This window comes from Chromobacterium vaccinii, from assembly GCF_000971335.1.
Classification (GTDB): Bacteria; Pseudomonadota; Gammaproteobacteria; order Burkholderiales; family Chromobacteriaceae; genus Chromobacterium; species Chromobacterium vaccinii.
On sequence record NZ_JZJL01000046.1, the window covers coordinates 1 to 23,938 of the forward strand.

A 23,938-nucleotide genomic window follows, 5' to 3' on the forward strand; every position below is an offset into this window, starting at 1 on the left:
GCTGCCGGCCAGCACGGCCAGGTCGCCGGCGCCGACATGGGCGAGGCCGGAGGCCAGCGCTTCCAGCTCGGCTTCGCCGGTTTCCGGGCCGGGGAGGTTGATGTCGGTGGTGTCGCCGGTTTCCAGATCGGCCAGCTTGATGTTGACCCGGCTGGCGCCGGCCACCCGCAGCATGCGGTCGTCGATGCGCTTGGCGGCGAACAGCTGCTCGAACGGGCCGCTGTTGTCTCGGCCGAGCAGGCCATGGACGTGGACCGGCAGCCCCCAGTCTGCGAGGCAGGAGGCGACGTTGACGCCCTTGCCGCCGGCATTGACGTGGGCGGCGCGGGCCAGATTGACCGACCCCGTCCGCAGCGCGTCCAGCGTCACGGTCTGGTCCAGCGCCGTGTTGGGGGTGACGGTGTGGATGGCGCCGCTCATGCCAGCGCCTCCAGCAACTGCCGCACTTCTTCGGCGCTGTCGCAGGCCAGCGCCTGTTCGGCCAGCTCGCGCAGCCTGGCGTGGCTGTGGCGGCGCAGCATCGCCTTTACCGCGGCGATGTCGTGCTGGCTCATCGACAGCTCGTCCACGCCCAGGCCGGCCAGCACCGCCGCGCCCTGCGGGTCGCCGGCGATGCCGCCGCACACGCCCACCCAGCGCTGGTGGGCCGCCGCGCCCTGCACGGTCTGGCGGATCAGCCGCAGCACGGCGGGATGCAGGCTGTCGGCCTCGGCCGCCAGCTCGGGGTGCTGGCGGTCCATCGCCAGCGCGTACTGTGTCAGGTCGTTGGTGCCGATGGAGAAGAAATCGACATAGGGCGCGAACTGGTCGGCCAGCAGCGCGGCGGCCGGCACTTCCACCATGATGCCGATCGGCACCGGCGGGGCGTCCAGCTCCTTGCGCACGCCTTCGCACAGGCCCTTGAGGCGGGTAATCTCCTTCAGCGAGCTGATCATCGGGAACATGATGGACAAGGGCTTGCCGGCCTTGGCGGCGCGATAAAGCGCGCGCAGCTGCGGCTCCAGCAGCTCGCGGCGGGACAGCAACAGCCGCGCGCCGCGCATGCCGAGGAAGGGATTGTCCTCATGCGGCAGGTTCAGGTAGGGCACTTGCTTGTCGCCGCCGATGTCCAGCGCGCGGACGATCAGTGGCCGGCCTTGCAGCGCCTGCTGCATCGCCAGATAGGTTTTCAGCTGCTCTTCCTCGTCTGGCGCGGCATCGCGCTCCAGGAACAGGAATTCGGTGCGCATCAGGCCCACGCCTTCCGCGCCGGCCTCCAGCGCGGCGGCGGCCTGGTCCGGGCGATTGATGTTGGCGGCGATCTCGATGCGTTTGCCGTCGGCGGTCTGGCCCGGTTGCTGCCGCTCAGCCTGCTGCTTCTGCTGATCTTCCCGCTGGCGCTGCTGCCAGGCGCGGGCGGATTCCAGATCCGCGTCGCTGGGGTTCAGGTACAGCCGGCCGGCGTCACCGTCCAGGATGGCCGGGCTGCCGTCGGCCACGTCCAGCAGCGCGGCTCCGGCAGCCACCAGCGCCGGCAGGCCCAGCGTGCGCGCCAGAATGGCGGTGTGGGCGGTGGGGCCGCCGTGGGCGGTGGCCAGGCCTTTGACTCGGGTGAGGTCCAGGCTGGCGGTGTCCGACGGCGCGAGATCGGCGGCCAGCAGCAGGGTGTCGGGGCCGAATTCCGCCGGCGCATGGCCTTGCAGCGCCGGGTCCAGCTGGAACAGCACGCGGCGGCCCACGTCGCGCAAGTCGGCGGCGCGCGCGGCCAGCAGCGGGTTGCCCAGCGCGGAGATTTTTTCCGCCAAGCGCTCCACCGCCTGATGCCACGACCACTCGACGCCGTGGCCGGCCACCATCAGCTGGCAGCTGAGGGTGATCAGGTCGGTGTCGTTCAAAAGCTCGGCCTGGGCGCGGAAGATGCCGGCTTCGCCGGCGCCCAGCGTCCCCTGGGTGGCGTCGGCCAGCTGCGCCAGCTGCTGGCGGGTGGCGGCCAGCGCTTCGTGCAGGCGGTCGCCGCCCTCGGCCAGGCTGACCGGCCGGTCGGGCACTTGCAGCCGCTCGCCGGCCAGGATGCGCGCGGTGCCGATGGCGAGGCCCGGGCTGGCGGCGATGCCGGGCAGGGAGATCAGCGATCCGGCCGGCTGCCAGCCGGCGGTTTTGCGCGCGCCGGCTGCGCGCTGGGCGGCGATGGCGGCGGCGGTCTGCTCGGCCAGGCTGGCCTCGCGCATCGCCTTCAGCAATTGGCGCACGCCGTCTTCGGCTTGCGGGCCGCGGCCGGACACGGAGACGAGATCGCCCTGGCGCAGGCCCAGCTGCAGCAGAGAGATCAGGTTCTTGGCGTCGGCGACGCGGCCGCCGTGGCGTACCTGAAGCTGCGCCGGACTGCGCCGCGCGGCCTCCACCCACAGCGCGGCGGGGCGGGCGTGCAGGCCGTTGGGGTAATCGAGCCGCCATTCCTCGCCTGTGTCCAGGTCGCGCGCCTCGGCGTCCGGCGGCGGGTTTTCCGGCGGCTGCTCCAGCGCGGCGATCAGGTCGGCGCTGTCCTGAGTGGAGAACAGCGGCAGCAGCCGGGCTTCGTCCTGCAGCAGCCGGGTCAGCTGGCGCAGCATCACCAGGTGGTCGTCGGAACGGGCGGCGATCGCGCACAGCAGGTGAGTGCGTTGGCCAGGGTTCCATTCCAGCCCGTCCGGAATCTGAAGGATGGCGACGCCGGTGCGCAGCACCATCGCCCGGTCTTCCACCATGCCGTGGGGGATGGCGATGCCGTTGCCCAGGTAGGTGTTGGCCACCGCTTCGCGGCGCAGCAGGCTGTCTATGTAGTCGGGCGAGATGCAGCCGGCGTCGGCCAGCATGCGGCCCGCCTCGCGGATGGCGGCCTCTTTGCCGGCGGGCTGGCAGCCCAGGCGTATCAGTTGCGGAGTGAGCAGGGCGTCGGACACGGCATACCTCGTTTTTGAGCTCGATATGGCTGGCATTGAAAACGATTACATTTTTTCTGTCAATCAGACAGAACTGGTTAAAATCAAACTTGTGGCGTAATCCTGATAACTGTCGCTATTTCGCGCTTGCCAGCGGGTGTGCGCTGGCGCAACATCGCTTCCGTCAATTGAAAACGATTTCCAAAAAATGACTACCAGCATCAAGGATGTCGCGCTGCTGGCCGGCGTGTCGGTGGCCACCGTGTCGCGCGTGCTGGGCAACGGCCCGGTCAGCGCCGCGCTGCGCGCCAAGGTGGAGGCCGCCGTCGCCCAGAGCGGCTACCGGCCCAACCTGTCGGCGCGCCGGCTGCGCTCGCAGGCCTCGCGCACCATAGGTCTGATCGTGTCGGACATCCGCAATCCTTTTTTCACTTCGGTCAGCCGGGCGGTGGAGGATGTCGCCTATCGGGCCGGCATGCGGGTGATCCTGTGCAACACCGACGAGAACCCGGACAAGGAGGCGATGTACCTCAGGCTGATGCAGGAGGAGAGGGTGAGCGGGGTGATTTTCGCCGCCACCCGCGCCACCGCCGATTCGCTGGACGTCGCCGGTCTGGGCTTCCCTGTGGTGATGATAGACCGCGCGGGGCCGGCCGCCCGCTGCGACGCGGTGCTGCTGGACAACCGGACAGCGGCCGCGCAACTGGTCGAGCATTTGCTGGGCCGCGGCTATCGCCGCATCGGCGGTCTGTTCGGCAATACCAGCAGCACCGGCGCGGAGCGCCACGCGGGATTCGCCGAGGCGATGGAAAGGGCGGGGCTGCCTGCGGCGGCGCGTTTCGTCGCGCCCAGCGCCGAAGCGGCGCAGGCCGAAGCGGCGAAGTGGCTGGGGGATGCGGGCGCGCCGGAGGCGCTGATCGCCAGCAATGGCCTGCTGTTGCTGGGCGTGGTCAAGGCGGTGCGGGAGGCCGGCGTCGCAGTGCCGGGCCGGCTGGCGCTGGCCGGCTTCGACAACGACAGCTGGACCGAGCTGGCCGATCCCGGCATGACGGTGATCGAGCAGCCGGTCGACGAGATAGGCCGCGCGGCGATGGAAATGCTGCTGGAGCGGCTGGAGCGGCCGGAGCGGCCGCTGCGCAAGGTGGTGCTGGCGGGCCGGCTGGTGGAACGCGGCTCCAGCCAGCCTCGCGGCTGAGGCGCGCCGCGTTCAGCGCATCGGGCCGGTCAGCCGGGTGACGGTATCGTCCTTGACGATGAAGTGGTGCCACGCAGCGGCGGCGGCGTGCAGGATGCTCAGCCACAGCAAGACATTGCCCAACAGTTCGTGCAGCTCCTTCAGGCTCTTGCCCAGCTCCGGGCTGTTGGGCATGAAGGAGGGCAGGCCGAGGCCGAACAGGGCCACTTCGCCGCCCTTGGCCTGGATAAAGGCGATGCCCAGGATGGGCAGCGCCAGCATCAGCGCGTACAGCGCCCAGTGCCCGGCATGGGCCAGCAGCTTCATCAGTGGGCTGGGCGCGGGAGAAATGCCGGGCGGCGGATTGCCCAAGCGCCAGGCCAGTCGCGGCAGCACCAGCAGCAGGACGATCAGCCCGGCCTGAACATGGGCGTAGCCCAGGCCGCTGCGGACTGGATCGCCCTTGGGGAAGTTGCCTTTCAGCTCGATGAAGACCAGCGCGGCGATCACCGCCAGCGCGCACAGCCAGTGCAGGCCGCGGGCGATTTTGCCGTAACTGTGGAGAGTGTTGCGCAACATGTCGGCTCCTGTTGTTTTGATTGGAACATGTTGCAAGCTTAGTTGGTCAATCTTAAGCCGGTCTTAATCCATTTCAATGCGAGGGGCAATGGGCTGGCAAGCGCGTCCAGGCGTTTGCGCGTCCGCTGTGGACGCGCCGCGGATCACGCCCAGCTTGTCCGCCGGTTGCCAGCCTTCCGGTTTCAGCACCTTGCCGTCGGCGCGGCGCACCACTTGGCCGTCCACGCATTTGCGCAGATTGGCGTCGTGTATCGCCTCGCACATCGCTTCCAGCGGCAGGCCCTGCGACAGCAAGAGGCCGCATACCACATTGAGCACGTCCACCGCTTCGGCGGTCAGCTCGGCGCGGCTTTGCAGCTGCTGTTCGGCGGATTGCGCGGGCAGCGCGCGGTAGTCGGCCAGCGCCTGCCGGAGCTCTTCCAGCTCTTCATCCAGCATGGTCTGCCACATCGCCAGCTGCTCGGGCTGGTATTCGGGGCGGGAGGGGGAGGGGATGTCGAAGCGCCGCATGAAATCGCGGCGCATCCGGAACAGGTCGCTCATCGATAGACTCCTTTTGATGCATATATTGTGGAGTCTATTGATTAAATCATCAATATATTGTGATTATTGCGCCTGCAGGGCGGCCAGCGCCTGGAAGTAGTCGGGGAAGGTCTTGGCCACACAGTTGGGGTCGTTGATGATGACCGGCGCGCCCAGCAGCGAAACCAGCGAGAAGCACATCGCCATCCGGTGGTCGTCGTAGGTGTCGATCTGTGCGTTCGGCGTCAGCGCGGCCGGCGGCGTGACTCGGATGTAGTCCGGGCCTTCCTCCACCGTCGCGCCCACCTTGCGCAGCTCGGTCGCCATCGCCGACAGGCGGTCGGTTTCCTTAACCCGCCAGCTGGCGATGTTGCGCAGCGTGGTGGTGCCGTCGGCGGCCAGCGCGGCCACGGCCAGCGTCATCGCCGCGTCCGGGATATGGTTGCAGTCCAGGTCTATCGCCTTGAGCCGGCCTTCGGCGCGAGCCTCGATCCAGTTGTCGCCGCGGCGCACCGTCGCGCCCATCAATTCCAGGGCCTCGGCGAAGCGCACGTCGCCCTGGATGCTGGCCTCGCCCACGCCTTCCACCCGCACCGGCCCGCCGGCCAGCGCGCCGGCCGCCAGGAAGTAGGACGCGCTGGAGGCGTCGCCTTCGACGTAAATCTCCCCCGGCGAGATGTAGCACTGGCCGCCCTGAATGATGAAACGCTGCCAGCCGTCGCGCTCGACGCGCACGCCGAAGCGCGCCATCAGATTGAGCGTGATTTCGATGTAGGGCTTGGAGATCAGCTCGCCCACCACCTCGATTTCGGACGTTTCGCCGGTCAGCGGCAGCGCCATCAGGAGCGCGGTGAGGAACTGGCTGGAAACGTTGCCCTTCACCTGGATAGGATGGGCGCAGCGTACGTCGGCCGGCGAGATGGCCAGCGGCGGGAAGCCCGGCTGGCCCAGGTAGGCGATGCTGGCGCCGGCGGCGTTCAGCGCGTCCACCAGGTCGCCGATCGGCCGTTCGTGCATGCGGGGGACGCCGGACAGCTGGTAGCTGCCGCCCATCAGCGCCAGCGCCGCGGTCAGCGGGCGGAAGGCGGTGCCGGCGTTGCCGAGGAACAGCTCGGCGTTTTTCACCGGGAAGGGGCCGCCGCAGCCGTGGACGCGGAAATCGCGGCTGTCGCCTTGTTGTTCTATCTTCACGCCCAGCAGCTTCAACGCGCTCAGCATGTGGCGGATGTCGTCGGAGTCCAGCAGGTCGCGCACCAGCGTGCTGCCGCCTGACAGCGAGGCCAGCAGCAGCGTGCGGTTGGAGATGCTCTTGGAGCCGGGAAGCTTGATGGCGCCGCCGAGGCGGACGCAGGGAGAGAGGTGCAGTTGTTCCATTGAGTGTCGCGCTTGTGTTTTCGGAATGGCGTTGCTTGATGCGTAAGGGACACTGTACCCGCCGCGCACGGCTGCGCGCAAATGGTGCGGCACCACACCATGCCACACCACTTGAGTTACAATGCGCGGTTTGGCCGGCCGGCGGCTGTCGCGATGCGCGGCGGTTCCGGCGGGGCCTTGGCAGAATGCAACAGGATCAGATTCCGATGACAGTTCCGGTGATTACCATCGACGGCCCGTCCGCTTCCGGCAAGGGTACGGTGGCGGCCCAGGTCGCCGCGCGCCTCGCCTTCCATTATCTCGACTCGGGCTCGCTGTACCGGCTGCTGGCGCTGCACGCGCGCCGCCGCGGCATCGCCTGGGACGACGAGCCGGCGCTGGCCGAGGCCGCAGCCGGCTTGCCGGTGGAGTTCTCCGACGGCGCGGTGTGGCTGGAAGGCAACGACGCCAGCCAGGACATCCGCGCCGAGGAAATCGGCATCGGCGCGTCCAAGGTCGGCGCGCTGCCGGCGGTGCGCGCCGCGCTATTGCAGCGCCAGCGCGATTTTCGCGAATCGCCGGGCCTGGTGACGGATGGCCGCGACATGGGTTCGGTGGTGTTTCCGGACGCCATGTTGAAGATATTTCTGACCGCCAGCGCGGAGGAAAGGGCGAGTCGCCGTCATAAGCAGTTGATCGGCAAGGGGGAATCTGCTAACCTCGCCCAGATTATGCAGGACATTATCGATCGGGACGCGCGGGACGCGGCCCGGCCGGTAGCGCCGCTGCGCCAGGAGCCGGACGCCTTTTTGCTCGATACCACGGAGCTGACCATAGACCAGGCGGTCGACAAGGTCCTCGTGTGGTTTGAGGAGAAACAGGTTTCCGGCCGTTGATTTTTTGTATGGTCGTTTTTGCTGCATTGCGGAAACGATCTTGTTCCAACCCTAACCCCGCAAGCCGCAAGGCCTGCAACCGAGAGTACGCTTGATGACTACCCTCTCCATGGAAAACTTCGCTCAACTGTTCGAGGAAAGCCTCACCCTGCACGATATGCGCGTGGGCGAAGTGATCACTGCTGAAGTCGTGGCAGTTGATTCCAACTTTGTAACCGTGAACGCAGGCCTCAAGTCCGAGTCCCTGATTCCGGCTGAAGAATTCAAGAACGACCAAGGCGTCGTTGAAGTTGCCATCGGCGACTTCGTTACCGTCGCTATCGACGCGCTGGAAAACGGCTTCGGCGAGACCAAGCTGTCCCGCGAAAAAGCCAAGCGCATGGCCGCTTGGGTTGAGCTGGAAGAAGCTCTGGAAGCCGGCACCATCCTGTCCGGCATGATCAGCGGCAAGGTGAAGGGCGGCCTGACCGTCATGGTCAACGGCATCCGCGCCTTCCTGCCGGGTTCCCTGGTCGACGTGCGTCCGGTGAAAGACACCACCCCGTACGAAAACAAGCAGATCGAGTTCAAGGTTATCAAGCTGGATCGCAAGCGCAACAACGTCGTGGTTTCCCGCCGCTCCGTGCTGGAAGAAACCCTGGGCGAAGAGCGCAAGGCTCTGCTGGAAACCCTGAAAGAGGGCGCAGTCATCAAGGGTATCGTCAAGAACATCACCGACTACGGTGCGTTCGTTGACCTGGGCGGCATCGATGGCCTGCTGCACATCACCGACCTGGCATGGCGCCGCGTGAAGCACCCGTCCGAAGTTCTGGCCGTGGGCGACGAAGTGGAAGCCAAGGTGCTGAAGTTCGACCAAGAGAAGAACCGCGTATCCCTGGGCCTGAAGCAACTGGGCGAAGATCCGTGGGTGGGCCTGTCCCGCCGCTACCCGTCCGGCACCCGTCTGTTCGGCAAGGTGACCAACCTGACCGACTATGGCGCGTTCGTGGAAATCGAACAAGGCATCGAAGGCCTGGTGCACGTGTCCGAAATGGACTGGACCAACAAGAACGTACACCCGTCCAAGGTGGTTCAAGTTGGCGACGAAGTGGAAGTCATGATCCTGGAAATCGACGAAGACCGTCGTCGTATCTCCCTGGGCATGAAGCAGTGCCTGGCCAACCCGTGGAACGAGTTTGCCGACAACTTCCACAAGGGCGACAAGCTGAAGGGCGCGATCAAGTCCATCACCGACTTCGGCGTGTTCGTTGGCCTGCCGGGCGGCATCGACGGCCTGGTTCACCTGTCCGACCTGTCCTGGAACGAAGCTGGCGAAGAAGCCGTGCGCAAGTTCAAGAAGGGCGACGAGGTTGACGCCGTTGTTCTGTCCATCGACGTGGAAAAAGAACGCATCTCCCTGGGCATCAAGCAGCTGGAAGGCGATCCGTTCAACAACTTCGTTGCGATGAACGACAAGGGCGCCCTGGTCAAGGGTACCGTGAAGTCCGTTGACGCCAAGGGCGCGGTTATCGCTCTGGACACCGACGTTGAAGGCTACCTGCGCGCTTCGGAACTGTCCCGCGACCGCGTGGAAGACGCTCGCTCCATCCTGAAGGATGGCGATGCCGTCGAGGCCGTGATCGTTGCCGTGGACCGCAAGTCCCGCAACATCAGCCTGTCCATCAAGGCTAAGGACGCTCAGGAAGAGAATGCCGCGATGAAGAACCTGTCGACCGTTGACAGCGCTTCCGCCGGCACCACCAACCTGGGTGCCCTGCTGAAGGCCAAACTGTCCGGTTCCAACGAGTAATAGCGTCATGACCAAGTCTGAGCTGATCGCGAGGCTGTCTGAACGACTGGCCGAGCGCAATTCTCAGTTGGTCTACAAAGATGCTGAGTTGGCCGTCAAGACCATTCTGGACGCGATGGCCAACAACCTGGCGCAGGGAAGCCGCATCGAGATTCGCGGGTTCGGTAGCTTCGATCTGAACTACCGTCCGCCGCGGGTCGGCCGCAACCCGAAGTCGGGCACCAGCGTCTCGGTTCCTGAGAAATACGTGCCTCATTTCAAGGCCGGCAAGGAACTGCGCGAGCGCGTGGACTTGTCCCTTGTGGAACAGACCCAGGCCTGATCGCAGTTTTATCGGTCTACATGCTAAAAAGCGTCGCATATGCGGCGCTTTTTTCGTATCCGCGCCGCTTGAGCGGCTTGGGTTGCGGCGGGCTATCGTTTAGAATTGCACTCCGGCAAACTCATTGAGCGATCTCATGCGATATTTGTTGCGCATCGTCGAACTGGCCCTGTTGTTGCTGCTGGTCGCCGTCACCGTGCAGAACAGCCACTCAGTCGAATTCAAACTGTTCTTCGGCCAATCATGGTCGGCTCCGTTCATCGTGTTCCTGCTGCTGTTCTTCGTCGTCGGCGCCGTCGTCGGCCTGCTGGCCACCTTCAGCTTCTACCTGAAAACCCGCCGCGAGCTGTCGCAGTTGAAAAAAGAACTGCGCAATCGGCCTCCCGCCGGCAAGGTGGTTAACGATCCCAGCGACGCCATCGCCGATTGAGCTTGTCTTCACGGGGCATGGCCTTGACCCCGTTCTATCATCCCGAAAGGATTGCTGTTGGAACTCGATTTGTGGTGGCTGCTGCTGTTTCCAGCCTTTTTCGGCCTGGGCTGGTTCGCGGCCCGGGTGGACATGCGCACCGTGTTGAAGCAGGCGAAGTCGGTGCCGATTTCCTATTTCCGCGGCCTGGACGCGCTGGTGGAAGACAAGACCGACGTCGCGGCCCAGGCGTTGGCCGAGGTGGCGCGCCAGCAGGGTTCGGCGCTCGAGTTGCAGCACATCCTCGGCAAGCTGTACCGCAAGCGCGGCGAGAACGACCGCGCGATCCGCCTGCATCAGCAGATGCTGGACTCTTCCGACCTGCCAGGAGAGCAGCGCGACCTGGTGCGCAACGAGCTGGCGCAGGACTTCCGCAAGGCCGGCCTGGTGGATCGGGCCGAGGAGATCCTGCTCAAGCTCTTGAACGGCAATATGGCGCTGGCGGCGCGCCGCCAGCTGCTGGACATCTATCAGCAGGACCGCGACTGGCAGAAGGCGATCGAGACCGCGCGCGAGCTGCGCAGCGACGCGCACTCGTTCCAGCACGAGGTCGCGCAGTTCTACTGCGAGTTGGCGCAGGGCGAGCTGTACAAGTCCGATCACAGCCAGGCCAGGCAATACGTGGCCGAGGCGCTGGGGGCCAACCGCAAATGCGTGCGCGCCAGCCTGATCCTCGGCGACATCGAGTTCGCTGAAGGCAATCTGGAGGCGGCCATCGCCGCCTGGCAGAACATAGAGAAACAGAATTACGAATACCTGGCGATGGCGGCCGAGCGCCTGTTCGACGCTTACGAAAAGCTGGGGCGTCCGCAGGAGGGCATCGCGCTGCTGCGCGGCTATCAGCGCACCTTCCCGCAACTGGAGCTGACCGATCTCTTGTACCAGAAGATCGCCACCTATGATGGCGAGGCCAAGGCGCTGGACGGCGTGCGCGAAGCGGTGCATGCCCGCCCCAGTCTGGCCGGCGTGTACCGGATGATAGAAGCGCAGATGGACGAGCTGTCTCCAGAGGGGAGGATGGACGCCGAGGTGGCGCGCGCGCTGATCCTCAAGCATTCCCAGCGTCTCAGCGTGCATCGCTGCAAGTGCTGCAACTTCCGTTCGCGCGCCTTCTTCTGGCACTGTCCGGCCTGCGGCGAGTGGGAAAGCTTCACCGCCAACCGTTCGGAAAACTGAATCACTCGGCGCGCGGCCGCTTGAACGGCGCGCGCCGCGGCAATATAGAATGATGGAGCATCGATGAATCCCCTGATCGCACAAAGCGAAAGCCGGACGACGTCCCCGGTGGTGGTGGCGCTGGACTTCGCCGACGCGGATAGCGCATTGGCTTTCGCCAGCCGGCTGGACCCGGCGGAGTGCCGGCTGAAGGTGGGCAAGGAGCTGTTCACCTCCAGCGGCCGCCATCTGGTCGAATCGCTGGCCGCGCGCGGTTTCCAGGTTTTCCTGGACATGAAATTCCACGACATTCCCAATACCGTCGCCCATGCCTGCAAGGCCGCGGCCGAGTCCGGCGTGTGGATGGTCAACGTCCACGCCTCCGGCGGCCGCCGGATGATGGAGGCCGCGCGCGAGGCGCTGGCCGCTTACAGCCAGCGTCCGCTGCTGATCGCGGTGACGGTGCTAACCAGCATGGAAGCGTCGGATCTGGCCGAGGTCGGCATCGATGTCCCGCCGCAGCAGCACGTGTTGCGCCTGGCCACGCTGACCCGCGATTGCGGCCTGGACGGCGTGGTGTGCTCGGCACAGGAGGCTTCCATGCTGAAGCAGGCCCTGGGCGGTGATTTCAAGCTGGTGACGCCGGGCATCCGCCTGGCCGACAGCGCCGGCGACGATCAGCGCCGCGTGATGACGCCGACCGCCGCCTTGGCCGCCGGCTCAGATTACCTGGTGATCGGCCGCCCGATCACCCGCGCCGCCGATCCGCTGGCCGCGCTGCGCGCCATCAATCAAGACATTTCCGTATTTATGGGTACACAATCATGAAAATCACGATAATTGGCTCGGGCTATGTCGGCCTGGTGACCGGCACCTGCTTGGCCGAGACCGGCTACCACGTCTGCTGCCTGGACGTGGACCCGCGCAAGATTGAAATTCTGCAAAGCGGCGGCATCCCGATTTTCGAGCCGGGCCTGGAAGACATGGTGAAGCGCAACGTGGCCGCCGGCCGCCTGCATTTCACCACCGACGTGGCGGCTTCGGTCGCTTTCGGCGAAGTGCAGTTCATCGCTGTCGGCACGCCGCCGGACGAGGATGGCTCCGCCGATCTGCAGTATGTGTTGGCCGCCGCGCGCAATATCGCCCGCCACATGACCGGCTACCGGGTGGTGGTGGACAAGTCCACCGTGCCGGTGGGCACGGCTGACAAGGTGCGCGCCGCCATCGCCGACGAGTTGGCGCAGCGCGGCGCCGACTTGCCGTTCAGCGTGGTGTCCAACCCGGAATTCCTGAAAGAAGGCGCGGCGATCGAGGACTTCATGCGGCCCGACCGCGTGGTGATCGGCGTCGATGACGACCGCGCGGCCGAGATCATGCGCCGCCTGTACAAGCCGTTCCAGCGCAGCCACGAGCGCGTGCTGCTGATGGACGTGCGCTCGGCCGAACTGACCAAGTACGCGGCCAACGCGATGCTGGCCACCCGCATCTCGTTCATGAACGAGCTGGCCAATCTGGCCGAGACCATGGGCGCCGACATCGAGCAGGTGCGCCAGGGCATGGGCTCCGATCCGCGCATCGGCTACCACTTCCTGTACCCGGGCGTAGGCTACGGCGGCTCCTGCTTCCCCAAGGACGTCAAGGCGCTGGTGCAGACGGCCAAGGAAAACGGCCACACGCTGCGCGTGCTGACCGCGGTGGAAGAGGCCAACGAGGTGCAGAAGCTGCGCCTGGTCGAGAAAGTGGTTTCCCGTTTCGGCGAGGATTTGTCCGGCCGCCGTTTCGCTCTGTGGGGCCTGGCGTTCAAGCCCAATACCGATGACATGCGCGAGGCGCCCAGCCGCGTGATCGTCGAGGAGCTGACCCGCCGCGGTGCCGAAATCGTCGCTTTCGATCCGGTGGCGGCGCACGAGGCGCAACGGGTGATGTCCGGCGTCAACGGCGTGGCGTTCGCCGACGACATGATGCAGGCGCTGCAAGGCGCGGACGCGCTGTTGATCGTGACCGAGTGGAAGATGTTCCGCGCGCCGGACTTCGAGGCGATCCGCCGCAGCCTGAAGCAGCCGCTGATTTTCGACGGCCGCAATATGTACGACCCGGCCTGGCTGCGCGAGCAGGGTTTCGATTACCACGCCATCGGCCGCTGAGGTAAGCCATGAGTCTGATGCAAACCCTGGGACTGAAGCCCGCCGCGCTGGCTTCTTCCCTGGCCAAGGCCAAGGTGCTGGTGGTCGGCGACGTGATGCTGGACCGCTACTGGTTCGGCGACGTGTCGCGCATTTCGCCTGAGGCGCCGGTGCCGGTGGCCAAGATCGGCCGCAGCGAGGAGCGGGCCGGCGGCGCCGCCAACGTGGCGCGCAATATCGCCGGCCTGGGCGGCAAGGCCACCATTTTGTCGGTGGTCGGCGACGACGAGGCGGCGGACGCGCTGGAGAGGCTGTTGAAGGCCGATGGCATCGTCACTTCGTTCAAGCGCGATTCCAACATCGCCACCACGGTGAAGCTGAGAGTGGTGGCGCGCCAGCAGCAACTGATCCGGCTGGACTTCGAAGACGCGCCCAGCCATGAAATCCTGGCCGGCAAGCTGGAAGAGTTCGCCGACATCGTCGCCGCGCACGACGTGGTGATCCTGTCCGACTACGGCAAGGGCGGCCTGACCCATGTGGCCGAGATGATCCAGCTGGCCCGCGCCGCCGGCAAACCGGTGTTGATCGACCCCAAGGGCGATGATTACAGCAAATACGCCGGCGCCACGCTGCTGACGCCCAACCGCAGCGAGTTCCGCCAGGTGGCGGGCGGTTGGAAGGATGAGGCCAGCCTGACCGCCAAGGCGCAGGCGCTGCGCGCCGAGCTGAATCTGGACGCGTTGTTGGTGACGCGCAGCGAAGAGGGCATGACGCTGTTCCGCGCCGCCGGCGCGCTGCATCAACCGACTTTCGCGCGCGAGGTTTATGACGTGTCCGGCGCCGGCGATACCGTGATCGGCACGCTGGGCTTGGCGCTGGCCGCCGGCCAGCCGCTGCCGGTGGCGATGAACCTGGCCAACGCCGCCGCCGGCGTGGTGGTGGGCAAGCTGGGCACCGCCGTATGTTCGCAACAGGAACTGTTTGCCTTGTAAGCCGGCGCGCCGGCGGGAGACGCAATGACGAAGCTGACCGCGCAACAAGTTGAAGAGGTGCTGGCCTTCTGGTTCGAGGCCAGCGACGATGCGGTCTTGAGCCGGCCGCGCGAGGCTTGGTTCCGCCGCGACGACGCGTTCGATGCCGAGATCCGCCGCCGTTTCCTGCCCTTATGGCAGGCGTTGGCGGATGGCGAGCTGGCCATCGACGCCGGCGATGCTCGCGCGGCGCTGGCCTGGCTGATCGTGGCCGACCAATTCCCGCGTAACCTGTTCCGCGGAGAAGCTCGGGCGTTCTCCAGCGACGAGAAGGCGAGAGAGGGCGCTCGGTCGGCCGTCGGCCAGGGGGTGGAGCAGACGCTGCCGCCGGTGGCGCGGGTTTTCTTCTACCTGCCGTTCGAGCATAGCGAGGACATGGCTGACCAGCGGCGGTCGCTGGAGTTGTTTTCCGCGCTCGATGCGGCTCTGCCGGGCTCCAATTATCTGGATTTCGCGCGGCGGCATGAGCGGGTAGTCGCAGAATTCGGCCGCTTTCCGCATCGCAACGCGGCGCTGGGCAGAACCAGCACGCCGGCAGAACAGTCCTACCTGGCCCAGCCGGGCGCGGGCTTCTGAATTTCATCCGGACCCGAGGGTCCGCAGCAGAACTAAGGATCGACATATGACTATCGTCGTCACCGGAGCCGCCGGCTTCATCGGTTCCAACCTGGTCAAGGGTTTGAACCAGCGCGGCATCACCGACATCATCGCCGTAGACAACCTAAGCAGCGGCGACAAATTCCACAATCTGGTCGATTGCGAGATTTCGCATTACCTCGACAAGCACGAATTCCTGCATCTGCTGCTGGACGGCGAGTACGAGGGCGAGCTGGCCGCCATCCTGCATCAGGGCGCGTGTTCCGACACGATGAACCACGACGGCAAGTACATGATGGACAACAACTACCAGTACACGCTGGCGTTGTTCGACTATTGCCAGCACGAGGAAATCCAGTTCCTGTACGCGTCCAGCGCGGCCACCTACGGCAAGGGCACCGTGTTCAAGGAAGAGCGCCAGTGCGAAGGCCCGCTCAATGTCTACGGCTATTCCAAGTTCCTGTTCGACCAGGTGTTGCGCCAACGGATGACGGAAGGCTTGTCCGCCCAGGCGGTGGGCTTCCGCTATTTCAACGTCTACGGCCCGCGCGAGCAGCACAAGGGCCGCATGGCTTCCGTCGCCTTCCATCATTTCAACCAGTACCGCGAGCACGGCAAGGTCAAGCTGTTCGGCGGTTGGGATGGCTGGGACAACGGCATGCAGAGCCGCGACTTTGTGTCGGTGGAGGACGTGGTCAAGGTCAACCTGCATTTCCTGGACCATCCAGAGAAGAGCGGCATCTTCAATCTGGGCAGCGGCCGTTCGCAGCCGTTCAACGATGTGGCAGAAGCCACCGTCAACGCCTGCCGCCGCCATGAGGGCAAGCCGGCGCTGACTCTGGCCGAGATGATCGCGCAGGGCATCGTCGAGTACATCGACTTCCCGGACGCGTTGAAAGGCAAGTACCAGAGCTTCACCCAGGCCGATATCGCGCGGCTGCGCGAGGCGGGTTACGGCGAGGCCATGCTGTCGGTGGCCGAGGGCGTGGACCGCTACGTCGATTGGCTGATCAGCCGCCAGGGTTGATCGACCGGGCAGTGATATCAAGCCGCGTCGTTTTTATGATGGCGCGGCTTTTGTCATTTCAGCGTCCGGCGTTTTCCTGCTCCAGCCGCATGCGGGCCCGGGCATCCCGTTCGGCCAGCAGCATCTGGCTTTGCAGCGTGTCGGCGACAAAATCGATATGCCGCTCCGCCGCCAGTTGCGCGGCGTCGGGCTGGCGGTCGCGTATCGCCTGCCAGATCGCCAGATGCTGTTCGCGCAGCGCCTCCGCCACTTCGCCGACGGCGAACAAATTGGCGATATTGTCCTTCACATGCCGCTGCAGCATGGCCAGCAGACTGCCGGACAGATGGGCGAACAGCACATTGTGGGAGGCTTCGGCCACCGCCTGGTGGAACTCGACATCGGCCTGCGCCTGCTCCGCCAGATCGCCGCCGCGGTAAGCCTGCTGCAGCCGGTCCACGCAGCGCCGCAGCCGCTCCACGTCGGCCGGCGTCGCCCGGCTGGCGGCGCAGCGCGCCACCGTGCCTTCCAGCACGCGGCGGAACTCGAGCAAGTCGCCGTGCAGCTCTTCGTGCTGGTTCAGCAACTTTTCCCAGGGGTCGGAAAACGCCGTTTCCAGCCTGTCCGTCACCCAGGTGCCGCCGCCCTGGCGGCTGGACAACAGGCCGCGCGACGCCAGTTGCTGGATCGCCTCGCGCAGCGATGGCCGAGACACGCCGAACTCCTCGGCCAATTGTCTTTCCGGCGGCAACCGGTCGCCGGGTTTGAGCACGCCGTCGAGTATGCGTTTTTCCAGTTGCTGCACGATCATGTCGGACAGTTTGGGCAGGTTTACTTTGGGGTAAGCCATAATGAAATGAATCCACGGCAAGTGGAATATTGGTCTGACCAGATGGCCCAGCATAGCAGAGCGGACAGCCGCCTGTCATGGTTGCGGCCTTTGGCGCCGCGGAATATTCGCATGAAGCATGCCCCGCTGAGGCTCAAGCCTGGCTTGCGCGTCTGGCGCAGGTGCGCGAGAAATGATCCAGGTATATCTTTTAGCTGACACCATTTAATTTTAGATATTTGCTATAAAGACATACTGTCTTTTGCAAGGAGTTACGCAATGTCCGACCTGCTGAAAAAAATTGACGCCCGAACCAAGCTGGCCGGCACCAACAAGCTGGAAATCCTGCTGTTTTCGCTGGGCGACGATCAGCGCACCGGCCGCAAGGAGGTATTCGGCATCAATGTGTTCAAGGTGCGCGAGGTGATGCGCACGCCGGAAATCACCACCGCGCCGGAGATGCCGGCCTCGGTGGAGGGCATGGTCAGCCTGCGCGGCGCGCTGGTGCCGGTGATCGACCTGGGAAAATACACCGGCATCGTTACGCCCAAGCGGCCGGAAATCATGATCATCACCGAGTACAACGGCCATACCCAGGGCTTCCTGGTGGAGACGGTGGATACCATATTGCGGCTGGACTGGTCGGCAATGCGGGTGCCGCCGGACATGATCACCAACCGGATGGCGGGGCTGGTCACCGCGGTCACGGAGTTGGAGAACGGCACGCTGGTGATGATGATGGACGTGGAGAAGGTGCTGGCCGAGACCTGCCTGTCGGACGAAACCCAGAACTATATCTCCATCGAGCCGGTGAAGGAGGACAGGCACATCTTCTTCGCCGACGACAGCGCGGTGGCGCGCAAGCAGATCGAGCGCACGTTGGACGCGATGCATATCCGCTATTCATCGGAAATGAACGGCATGCGCGGCTGGGAAACCCTGCAGAAGATGGCGCAGCAGGCCGAGGCGGCGGGCCAGAAGCTGAGCCAGGTGCTGCACCTGATTCTCACCGATGTGGAAATGCCGGAGATGGATGGCTACATGTTGACCAAGATGATCAAGGACGACGCGCGTTTTGTCGGCATTCCAGTGCTGATGCACTCGTCGCTGTCCGGCATGGCCAATAAGAAGCTGGGCGAGTCTGTCGGCGTGGACGCTTATGTGTCCAAGGATGAGCCGCAGAAGCTGGCCAGCAAGCTGCGCGAGATGCTGTTGTTGGAATAACGTCCATGCGGCGCGTCGCCCGGCAGGGACGCGCCTCCCATTTCCGCTTGCCTGTGTTCCGTTCAGGGGCGCAAGTCTCCGCTCAGCTCTCTCACTCTTTTCCCGACGCCTTCTTGTCATATTGACGAACTCAAGCATTCACTCTAAAGTGGTTTTCATAAGAATAATTGGTCTTACCAATTTACAAAGGAAGCCATGAAGACGCCTGCCGACGTTTACCTGTTCGGCACCTGTCTGCTCGACCTGTTCCTGCCGGATGCTGGCCTAGACGCCATCGCCCTGCTGGAAGGCCTGGGCGTGCGGGTGCATTTCCCCCAGGCCCAGAGCTGCTGCGGCCAGCCGGCCTATACCAGCGGCCACTCCAAGGAAGCGCTGGCGGTGGCGCGCGCGCAACTGGCCTGTTTTCCGGAAGACTGGCCCATCGTGGTGCCGTCTGGTTCCTGCGGCGGCATGATCCAGCATCATTGGCCGCGCCTGTTCGCCGGCGAGGCGGATGAAAGGGTTGCCTGCGCCATCGCCGCGCGGGTGGTGGAGTTTTCCGATTTCCTGCTCAACCGCCTGGACTGGCGGCCGCAAGACCTGGGCGCGCCGGTCAAGGTGGCGGTGCACACCTCCTGTTCGGCGCGGCGCGAGATGAACGTGCACAAGACCAGTTGGGCGCTGGTGGACCGGCTGCAGAATGTTCAGCGCGTGGCGCATGACCATGAGTCCGAGTGCTGCGGATTTGGCGGCACTTTCTCCATCAAGCATCCGGACATCGCCGGCGCGATGGTGGCGGACAAGGCGCAGTCCTTGCAGGACAGCGGCGCGATGGAGTTCGTCACCGCCGATGGCGGCTGCCTGCTCAATATCAACGGCAAGCTCGGCCAGTGCGGCAGCGGTTTCAGGGGCCGCCATCTGGCCAGCTTTCTGCTGGAGCGCACCGGAGGCAAGCGATGAGCGCCCGCGCCTCCATCTTGCAAAAGCTGCGCGCCGCGCCCAGGCAGGAGCGCGCGCGGCCGGACCTGGCCGGCCACTTCCAGCGCTTTGCCAGCCAGGACGATGAAATCGCCCGCTTGCGCCATTGGGCGGCGATGATGCGCGCGGTGAAAACCGACATTCTGTGGACGCGCGAGGCCGAGTGGGACGCGGACTTGGCCGGTTGGCTGGCCGCGCATCCGCAAGATTCCATCCTGTTGTCCGACACGCCGCATGGCCGGCGGTTGGCGCAATGCCTTGAGGGCAGGGCGGACGCGCCGCGCATCGTCTGGTTCCAGCGCGAGGTGGATGGCTGGAAGGCGGAGCTGTTCGACATCGCCGCCGGTTTCACCGCCGCCCGCTGCGGCATCGCCGCCACCGGCACGCTGGCGCTGTGGCCAGACGAGGCCGAGCCGCGGACGATGAGCCTGGTTCCGCCCTTGCACATCGCCTTGTTCGACGCCGGGACCTTGTACCCGGATTTCTATTCGGCGCTGCAGGGCGAAAACTGGGCCGCCGGCATGCCCGCCAACGCCTTGCTGATCTCCGGCCCGTCCAAGACCGCCGACATCCAGCAAACCCTGGCCTATGGCGCGCACGACCCGCGCGAGCTGCTGGTGCTGGCGCTGCTGCCGCCGCATATCGCACTTCAGGATGTGGAAGGAGAGGCGCGATGAGCGAGAGCAAGATCACCGTTTACCCGTCGCGCGCCTTCAAGGACAACGCCAAACTGGCGCTGACCGACGACAAGCTGAGGCGAAGCCTGCGCGGATCGATGGACTTTTTGATGGCCAAGCGGCTGGCGTCGTTTCCGGACGAGGCGGAGCTGTCCGCCTTGCGCACGTTGGGCGAGGGCATACGCCAGCGCTGCCTGTCCCGGCTGCCGGAGCTGCTGGAGCAACTGGAAGACAAGATCGTTGCAAACGGCGTGAAGGTGCACTGGGCGGAGAGCGCGGAGGAGGCCAACCGCATCATCCACGGCATCGTCGCCGCCCGTCAGGGCAAGCTGATGGTCAAGGGCAAATCGATGGTCAGCGAGGAGGTGGAGCTCAACCATTACCTGGCCGAGCAGGGCGTGGAGGCGGTGGAGAGCGATATGGGCGAGTACATCGTCCAGCTGGCCGGCGAGAAGCCCACCCACATCATCATGCCGGCCATCCACAAGACCAAGCAGGATATCGCCCGGCTGTTTCACGAGCAGCTACCGGACACGCCCTATACCGAGGACGTGGACGCGCTGATCCAGATCGGCCGCCGCGTGCTGCGCCGCAAGTTTCTGGACGCCGACGTCGGCCTGTCCGGCGTCAACTTCGCCGTGGCCGAAACCGGCACGCTGTGCCTGGTGGAAAACGAGGGCAACGGCCGCATGTGCACCACGGTGCCGGACGTGCACGTCGCCATCACCGGCATCGAGAAAGTGGTGGAAAAGCTGGAGGACGTGGTGCCGCTGTACAGCCTGCTCACCCGCTCCGCCATCGGCCAGCCCATCACCACCTATTTCAACATGATCAGCGGCCCGCGCAAGCCGGGCGAAAAGGACGGCCCGCGCGAGGTGCACCTGGTGCTGCTGGACAATGGCCGCAGCCAGGCTTACGCCGACGAGCAATTGCGCAAAACGCTGCAATGCATACGCTGCGGCGCTTGCATGAACCACTGTCCGGTCTACACCCGCATCGGCGGCCACGCCTACGGCACCACCTATCCGGGGCCGATAGGTGAGATCATCTCGCCGCATCTGATGGGGCTGGACAACACCCGCGACCTGCCCACCGCGTCCAGCCTGTGCGGCGCCTGCGGCGAGGTGTGTCCGGTGCGGATTCCGATTCCGGAGATGCTGATGCGGCTGCGCGAGGAGAGCCAGCGGCCGGCCGGCGAGCGGGTGGCGCATCCGCTGCGCGGCCAGGGCGCGGCGGCCAGCGGCGCGGAGCGCATGGCCTGGGCCGGATGGCGGCTGGTCAACGCCTCGCCCAATCTGTACCGGATATTTGGCTGGGCGGCGACGCGGCTGCGCAGGCATGCGCCCAGGAATCAGCTGGGCTGGACGCAGAACCACCTGCCGCTGACGCCGGCGGCCAAAACGCTGCATGAGCTGGTGCGCGAGCGCGAGGCGAAGCAGGGAGGCAAAGCATGACCCCAGCCCACGCCGCTTTTTTGGCGGACCTGCGCCGCGTCATGCCGGACAAGCGTATCTATACCGATCCGCTGTCCACGCTGGCCTATGGCACCGATGCCAGCTTCTACCGGCTGCGGCCGCAGATCGTCGCCAGGGTGGAGAGCGAGGACGAGGTGGCCGAGCTGCTGCGGCTGGCAAGGCTGCACCGCGTCGCCGTCACCTTCCGCGCCGCCGGCACCAGCCTGTCCGGCCAGGCCGTCAGCGATTCGGTGCTGGTTTTGCTGGGCGACGGCTTCAACCGCGGCGAGGTGCTGGACGGCGGCGCGCGCATCCGTCTGGCGCCCGGCATGATAGGCGCGCACGCCAACGCGATGCTGGCGCCGTATGGCCGCAAGATCGGCCCTGACCCGGCGTCGATCAACACCGCCAAGATAGGCGGCATCGCCGCCAACAACTCCAGCGGCATGTGCTGCGGCACGCGCGACAACAGCTACCACACCCTGCAGGCGATCCGGCTGCTGCTGCTCGACGGTACGGTGCTGGATACCGCCGATCCGGTCAGCGTGGCGGCCTTCCGCGAATCGCACGCCGATCTGCTCGATGGCTTGGTCCAGCTGTCGCGCCAACTGGCCGGCGATCCGCAGCTGGCGGAGCGGGTGCGCCGCAAGTACCGGCTGAAGAACACCACCGGCTACGGCATCAACGCCTTGCTGGACTTTGCCGATCCGCTGGAGATGCTCAGCCATTTGATGATCGGTTCCGAAGGCACGCTGGGCTTCATTTCCGAGATCACTTTCCACACCGTGGCCGAGCATCCGCACAAGGCGTCGGCGCTGGTGCTGTTCGACGACCTGGAACGTTGCTGCCGCGCGGTGTCGGCCTTGAGCGCGGCGCGCGACGCCTGCGGGGTATCGGCGGTGGAGCTGATAGACAGCCGCAGCATCCGCGCGGTGCAGGGCAAGCCGGGACTGCCGGATTTTCTCTATCAGCCGGTGGGGCCTGGCAGCACCTGTCTGTTGATCGAGCTGCGCGCCGGCGACGAGGCGCGGCTGGGAGAGGATTCCGCCGCGATCGAGCGGCTGCTGGCCGATTACCAGCCGCAGGTGTCCAGCGGCTTCAGCCGCGACGCGCGCGAATGCGAAACCTACTGGGCCTTGCGCAAGGGGCTGTTTCCGGCGGTGGGCGCGGCGCGGCCGGTGGGCACCACGGTGGTGATCGAGGACGTGGCCTTTCCCATCCTTCAGTTGGCCGACGGCGTGGCCAAGCTGACCGCGCTGTTCGACAGGCACGGCTACGACGAGGCGCTGCTGTTCGGCCACGCGCTGGACGGCAATCTGCACTTCGTGTTCGCGCCCGGTTTCGAAAGCCCTGCGGAGGTGGACCGCTACGAGGCTTTCATGCAGGACGTCAGCGATCTGGTGGCCGGCGAGTACGACGGCTCCTTGAAGGCCGAACACGGCACCGGCCGCAATGTGGCGCCCTTCGTGCGCCAGGAATGGGGTGCTGCCGCCTGGAACATCATGCGCCGCATCAAGGCGCTGTTCGACCCGGAAGGCCTGCTCAACCCAGGCGTGATCATCACCGACAACGACAGGCTGCACCTGGAAAACCTGAAGCCGATGCCGGCGGCGGACGATCTGGTGGATCGCTGCACCGAGTGCGGCTTCTGCGAGCCGGCTTGCCCGTCGCACGGGCTGACGCTGAGCCCGCGCCAGCGCATCGTCGCCTGGCGGCGCATCCGCCAATTGGAACGGGAAGGCGAGGGCGCGATGGAGCTGGCGGCGTTGAAGTCCGGCTACCGCTACCGCGCCGTCGATACCTGCGCCGCCACCGGCATGTGCGCCACCCGTTGTCCTGTGGGCATCAACACCGGCCTGCTGATGAAAAAGCTGCACGGTCCCAGCCGGCGTCCCGCTCTGGCCGGCTTCGCCGCGCGGCATATGGGCTGGATGACGGCGGCGGCGCGGACCGGCTTGCGGCTGGCGCATCTGACCGGGGCGCGGCGTTTGAATCAGTTGACGCGCCGCCAGCCGGGCGAGCGCAAGGTGATTCCGCTGATCCCGGCCAGCCTGCCGCGCGCCGCCGCGCCGCTGCCGAAGCTGGGCGGTGAGGGCGAGCCGGTGGTGCTGTTCGTCAGCTGCGTCAACCGCGCGCTGGCGGAGGGCGAGGGTGGTGAGTCGGTGGCCGCGCATACGATCAATCTGCTGCGCCGCGCCGGTTTTGCACCCATCTATCCGCCCGGCCATGACGGCCTGTGTTGCGGCCAGCCTTTCGCCTCGGCCAACGCGGTTGATGCGTTGGCCTTCAGCCAGGCGTCGTTGAACGAGGCTTTGCTGCGAGCGAGCGGCGATGGCCGCCACCCGGTTTATCTCGACAACAGCCCGTGCGCGGCCCGCGTCAAGCAGGCGCAGGCCGAGGGTTTGCTGGACCCGCGCTTGCAGCTGTTCGACGCCGCCGGTTTCCTGGCGGAAAAAGTCCTGCCGCGGCTGAGCATCGTCCGGCGGCTGCCGCAACTGGCGCTGCATATCCCGTGCAGCGCGACGGCGATGGGCGCGGCTGGAAGCTTGAAACAACTGGCTGCCAGTTGCTGCGACAAGCTGACCGTGCCGGACATCGCCTGCTGCGGCTTCGCCGGCGACAAGGGTTTCACCGTGCCGGAACTGAACGCCCATAGCCTGAGGAGATTGAAGCCGGCCTTGCCGGATGCCTGCCGCCACGGCGTGTCGATGAGCCGCACCTGCCAGATTGGCCTGACCGAGCATGGCGGGATTCCCTACGCCAGCATCGAGGCGCTGCTGGATTTCTGCACCAACCCAAGCGGTCCGCCATGAAGGCCGCCTTTTCAACGCTGATGTAAACCCAAGAAACGCAAGCCAGTCCTGCCATGCCGAAACGCTCCCGT

The 23,938-nt window shown here is 65.6% G+C and carries 22 protein-coding genes; 16 read left to right on the plus strand and 6 right to left on the minus strand.

Annotation, left to right across the window (positions count from 1 at the left end; translation table 11 throughout):
* Together VL52_RS18565 and ptsP are read right to left on the minus strand one after the other, a co-directional pair.
* On the minus strand, positions 1-420 hold a 420-nt coding region (locus VL52_RS18565), incomplete at its 3' end, for a PfkB family carbohydrate kinase (RefSeq protein WP_046158431.1).
* Complete coding sequence (ptsP, locus tag VL52_RS18570; protein WP_144410322.1) at positions 417-2,918, minus strand: phosphoenolpyruvate--protein phosphotransferase; 2,502 nt, start codon at positions 2,916-2,918, stop codon at positions 417-419. The genes VL52_RS18565 and ptsP, both read right to left, overlap by 4 nt.
* Before the next feature lie 187 nt (positions 2,919-3,105).
* On the opposite strand from ptsP, the gene VL52_RS18575 reads away from it, so the two are divergent.
* Positions 3,106-4,092, plus strand: a complete 987-nt coding sequence (locus tag VL52_RS18575; RefSeq protein WP_046158433.1) for a LacI family DNA-binding transcriptional regulator — start codon at positions 3,106-3,108, stop codon at positions 4,090-4,092.
* A 12-nt stretch (positions 4,093-4,104) separates the two neighbouring features.
* Here the strand turns inward: VL52_RS18575 and VL52_RS18580 are convergent, their stop codons facing one another.
* The 3 genes from VL52_RS18580 to aroA form a co-directional block, all read right to left on the minus strand.
* Positions 4,105-4,650, minus strand: coding sequence for a cytochrome b (locus VL52_RS18580; RefSeq protein WP_046158434.1), 546 nt, complete (start codon positions 4,648-4,650; stop codon positions 4,105-4,107).
* A gap of 63 nt (positions 4,651-4,713) precedes the next feature.
* Positions 4,714-5,193 carry a nucleoside triphosphate pyrophosphohydrolase family protein gene (locus VL52_RS18585; RefSeq protein ID WP_046158435.1) on the minus strand — a complete coding sequence of 160 codons (480 nt, stop codon included), beginning with the start codon at positions 5,191-5,193 and terminating at the stop codon, positions 4,714-4,716.
* Between the two features lie 63 nt (positions 5,194-5,256).
* On the minus strand, positions 5,257-6,546 hold the full coding sequence (aroA, locus tag VL52_RS18590) for a 3-phosphoshikimate 1-carboxyvinyltransferase (protein WP_046158436.1): 1,290 nt from the start codon (positions 6,544-6,546) through the stop codon (positions 5,257-5,259).
* Positions 6,547-6,752: 206 nt separating this feature from the next.
* On the opposite strand from aroA, the gene cmk reads away from it, so the two are divergent.
* The 10 genes from cmk to rfaD all read left to right on the plus strand — a co-directional run bounded on the left by cmk (position 6,753) and on the right by rfaD (position 15,934).
* A complete protein-coding gene (gene cmk, locus VL52_RS18595; protein WP_046158437.1) occupies positions 6,753-7,421 on the plus strand; it encodes a (d)CMP kinase in 669 nt (222 codons plus the stop codon).
* A gap of 94 nt (positions 7,422-7,515) precedes the next feature.
* Positions 7,516-9,210, plus strand: a complete 1,695-nt coding sequence (rpsA, locus tag VL52_RS18600) for a 30S ribosomal protein S1 (RefSeq protein ID WP_115617398.1) — start codon at positions 7,516-7,518, stop codon at positions 9,208-9,210.
* A 7-nt stretch (positions 9,211-9,217) separates the two neighbouring features.
* Positions 9,218-9,532 carry an integration host factor subunit beta gene (locus VL52_RS18605; RefSeq protein WP_021477774.1) on the plus strand — a complete coding sequence of 105 codons (315 nt, stop codon included), beginning with the start codon at positions 9,218-9,220 and terminating at the stop codon, positions 9,530-9,532.
* 136 nt (positions 9,533-9,668) lie between these two features.
* Complete coding sequence (locus VL52_RS18610; protein ID WP_021477775.1) at positions 9,669-9,962, plus strand: LapA family protein; 294 nt, start codon at positions 9,669-9,671, stop codon at positions 9,960-9,962.
* A 57-nt stretch (positions 9,963-10,019) separates the two neighbouring features.
* A complete protein-coding gene (lapB, locus tag VL52_RS18615) occupies positions 10,020-11,177 on the plus strand; it encodes a lipopolysaccharide assembly protein LapB (RefSeq protein WP_046158439.1) in 1,158 nt (385 codons plus the stop codon).
* A 63-nt stretch (positions 11,178-11,240) separates the two neighbouring features.
* On the plus strand, positions 11,241-11,984 hold the full coding sequence (gene pyrF, locus VL52_RS18620; RefSeq protein WP_046158440.1) for an orotidine-5'-phosphate decarboxylase: 744 nt from the start codon (positions 11,241-11,243) through the stop codon (positions 11,982-11,984).
* Positions 11,981-13,300: a UDP-glucose dehydrogenase family protein gene (locus tag VL52_RS18625; protein ID WP_046158441.1), complete on the plus strand. Its 1,320-nt coding sequence runs from the start codon at positions 11,981-11,983 to the stop codon at positions 13,298-13,300. The genes pyrF and VL52_RS18625 overlap by 4 nt, the downstream gene beginning before the upstream one ends.
* 8 nt (positions 13,301-13,308) lie before the next feature.
* On the plus strand, positions 13,309-14,271 hold the full coding sequence (gene rfaE1, locus VL52_RS18630; RefSeq protein ID WP_052729402.1) for a D-glycero-beta-D-manno-heptose-7-phosphate kinase: 963 nt from the start codon (positions 13,309-13,311) through the stop codon (positions 14,269-14,271).
* Between the two features lie 24 nt (positions 14,272-14,295).
* A complete protein-coding gene (locus VL52_RS18635) occupies positions 14,296-14,886 on the plus strand; it encodes a DUF924 family protein (protein ID WP_046158442.1) in 591 nt (196 codons plus the stop codon).
* A 46-nt stretch (positions 14,887-14,932) separates the two neighbouring features.
* Positions 14,933-15,934 (plus strand): ADP-glyceromanno-heptose 6-epimerase, encoded by a 1,002-nt coding sequence (gene rfaD / locus VL52_RS18640; RefSeq protein WP_046158443.1) that lies wholly within the window; start codon positions 14,933-14,935, stop codon positions 15,932-15,934.
* A gap of 58 nt (positions 15,935-15,992) precedes the next feature.
* Here the strand turns inward: rfaD and VL52_RS18645 are convergent, their stop codons facing one another.
* Positions 15,993-16,763, minus strand: coding sequence for an FCD domain-containing protein (locus tag VL52_RS18645; RefSeq protein WP_046158444.1), 771 nt, complete (start codon positions 16,761-16,763; stop codon positions 15,993-15,995).
* A 258-nt stretch (positions 16,764-17,021) separates the two neighbouring features.
* Between VL52_RS18645 and VL52_RS18650 the strand changes: the two genes are divergently transcribed.
* The 5 genes from VL52_RS18650 (at position 17,022) to VL52_RS18670 (ending at position 23,867) form a co-directional block, all read left to right on the plus strand.
* Positions 17,022-17,966: a chemotaxis protein gene (locus VL52_RS18650; protein ID WP_046158445.1), complete on the plus strand. Its 945-nt coding sequence runs from the start codon at positions 17,022-17,024 to the stop codon at positions 17,964-17,966.
* A 195-nt stretch (positions 17,967-18,161) separates the two neighbouring features.
* Entirely contained in the window at positions 18,162-18,905 is a 744-nt protein-coding gene (locus VL52_RS18655; protein WP_046158446.1) for a (Fe-S)-binding protein, read from the plus strand.
* Positions 18,902-19,600: a LutC/YkgG family protein gene (locus tag VL52_RS18660; protein WP_046158447.1), complete on the plus strand. Its 699-nt coding sequence runs from the start codon at positions 18,902-18,904 to the stop codon at positions 19,598-19,600. Before VL52_RS18655 ends, VL52_RS18660 begins: the two co-directional genes overlap by 4 nt.
* Positions 19,597-21,054, plus strand: coding sequence for a LutB/LldF family L-lactate oxidation iron-sulfur protein (locus VL52_RS18665; RefSeq protein WP_046158448.1), 1,458 nt, complete (start codon positions 19,597-19,599; stop codon positions 21,052-21,054). The genes VL52_RS18660 and VL52_RS18665 overlap by 4 nt, the downstream gene beginning before the upstream one ends.
* Positions 21,051-23,867, plus strand: a complete 2,817-nt coding sequence (locus VL52_RS18670; RefSeq protein ID WP_046158449.1) for an FAD-binding and (Fe-S)-binding domain-containing protein — start codon at positions 21,051-21,053, stop codon at positions 23,865-23,867. The genes VL52_RS18665 and VL52_RS18670 overlap by 4 nt, the downstream gene beginning before the upstream one ends.
* Positions 23,868-23,938 lie beyond the last annotated feature (71 nt).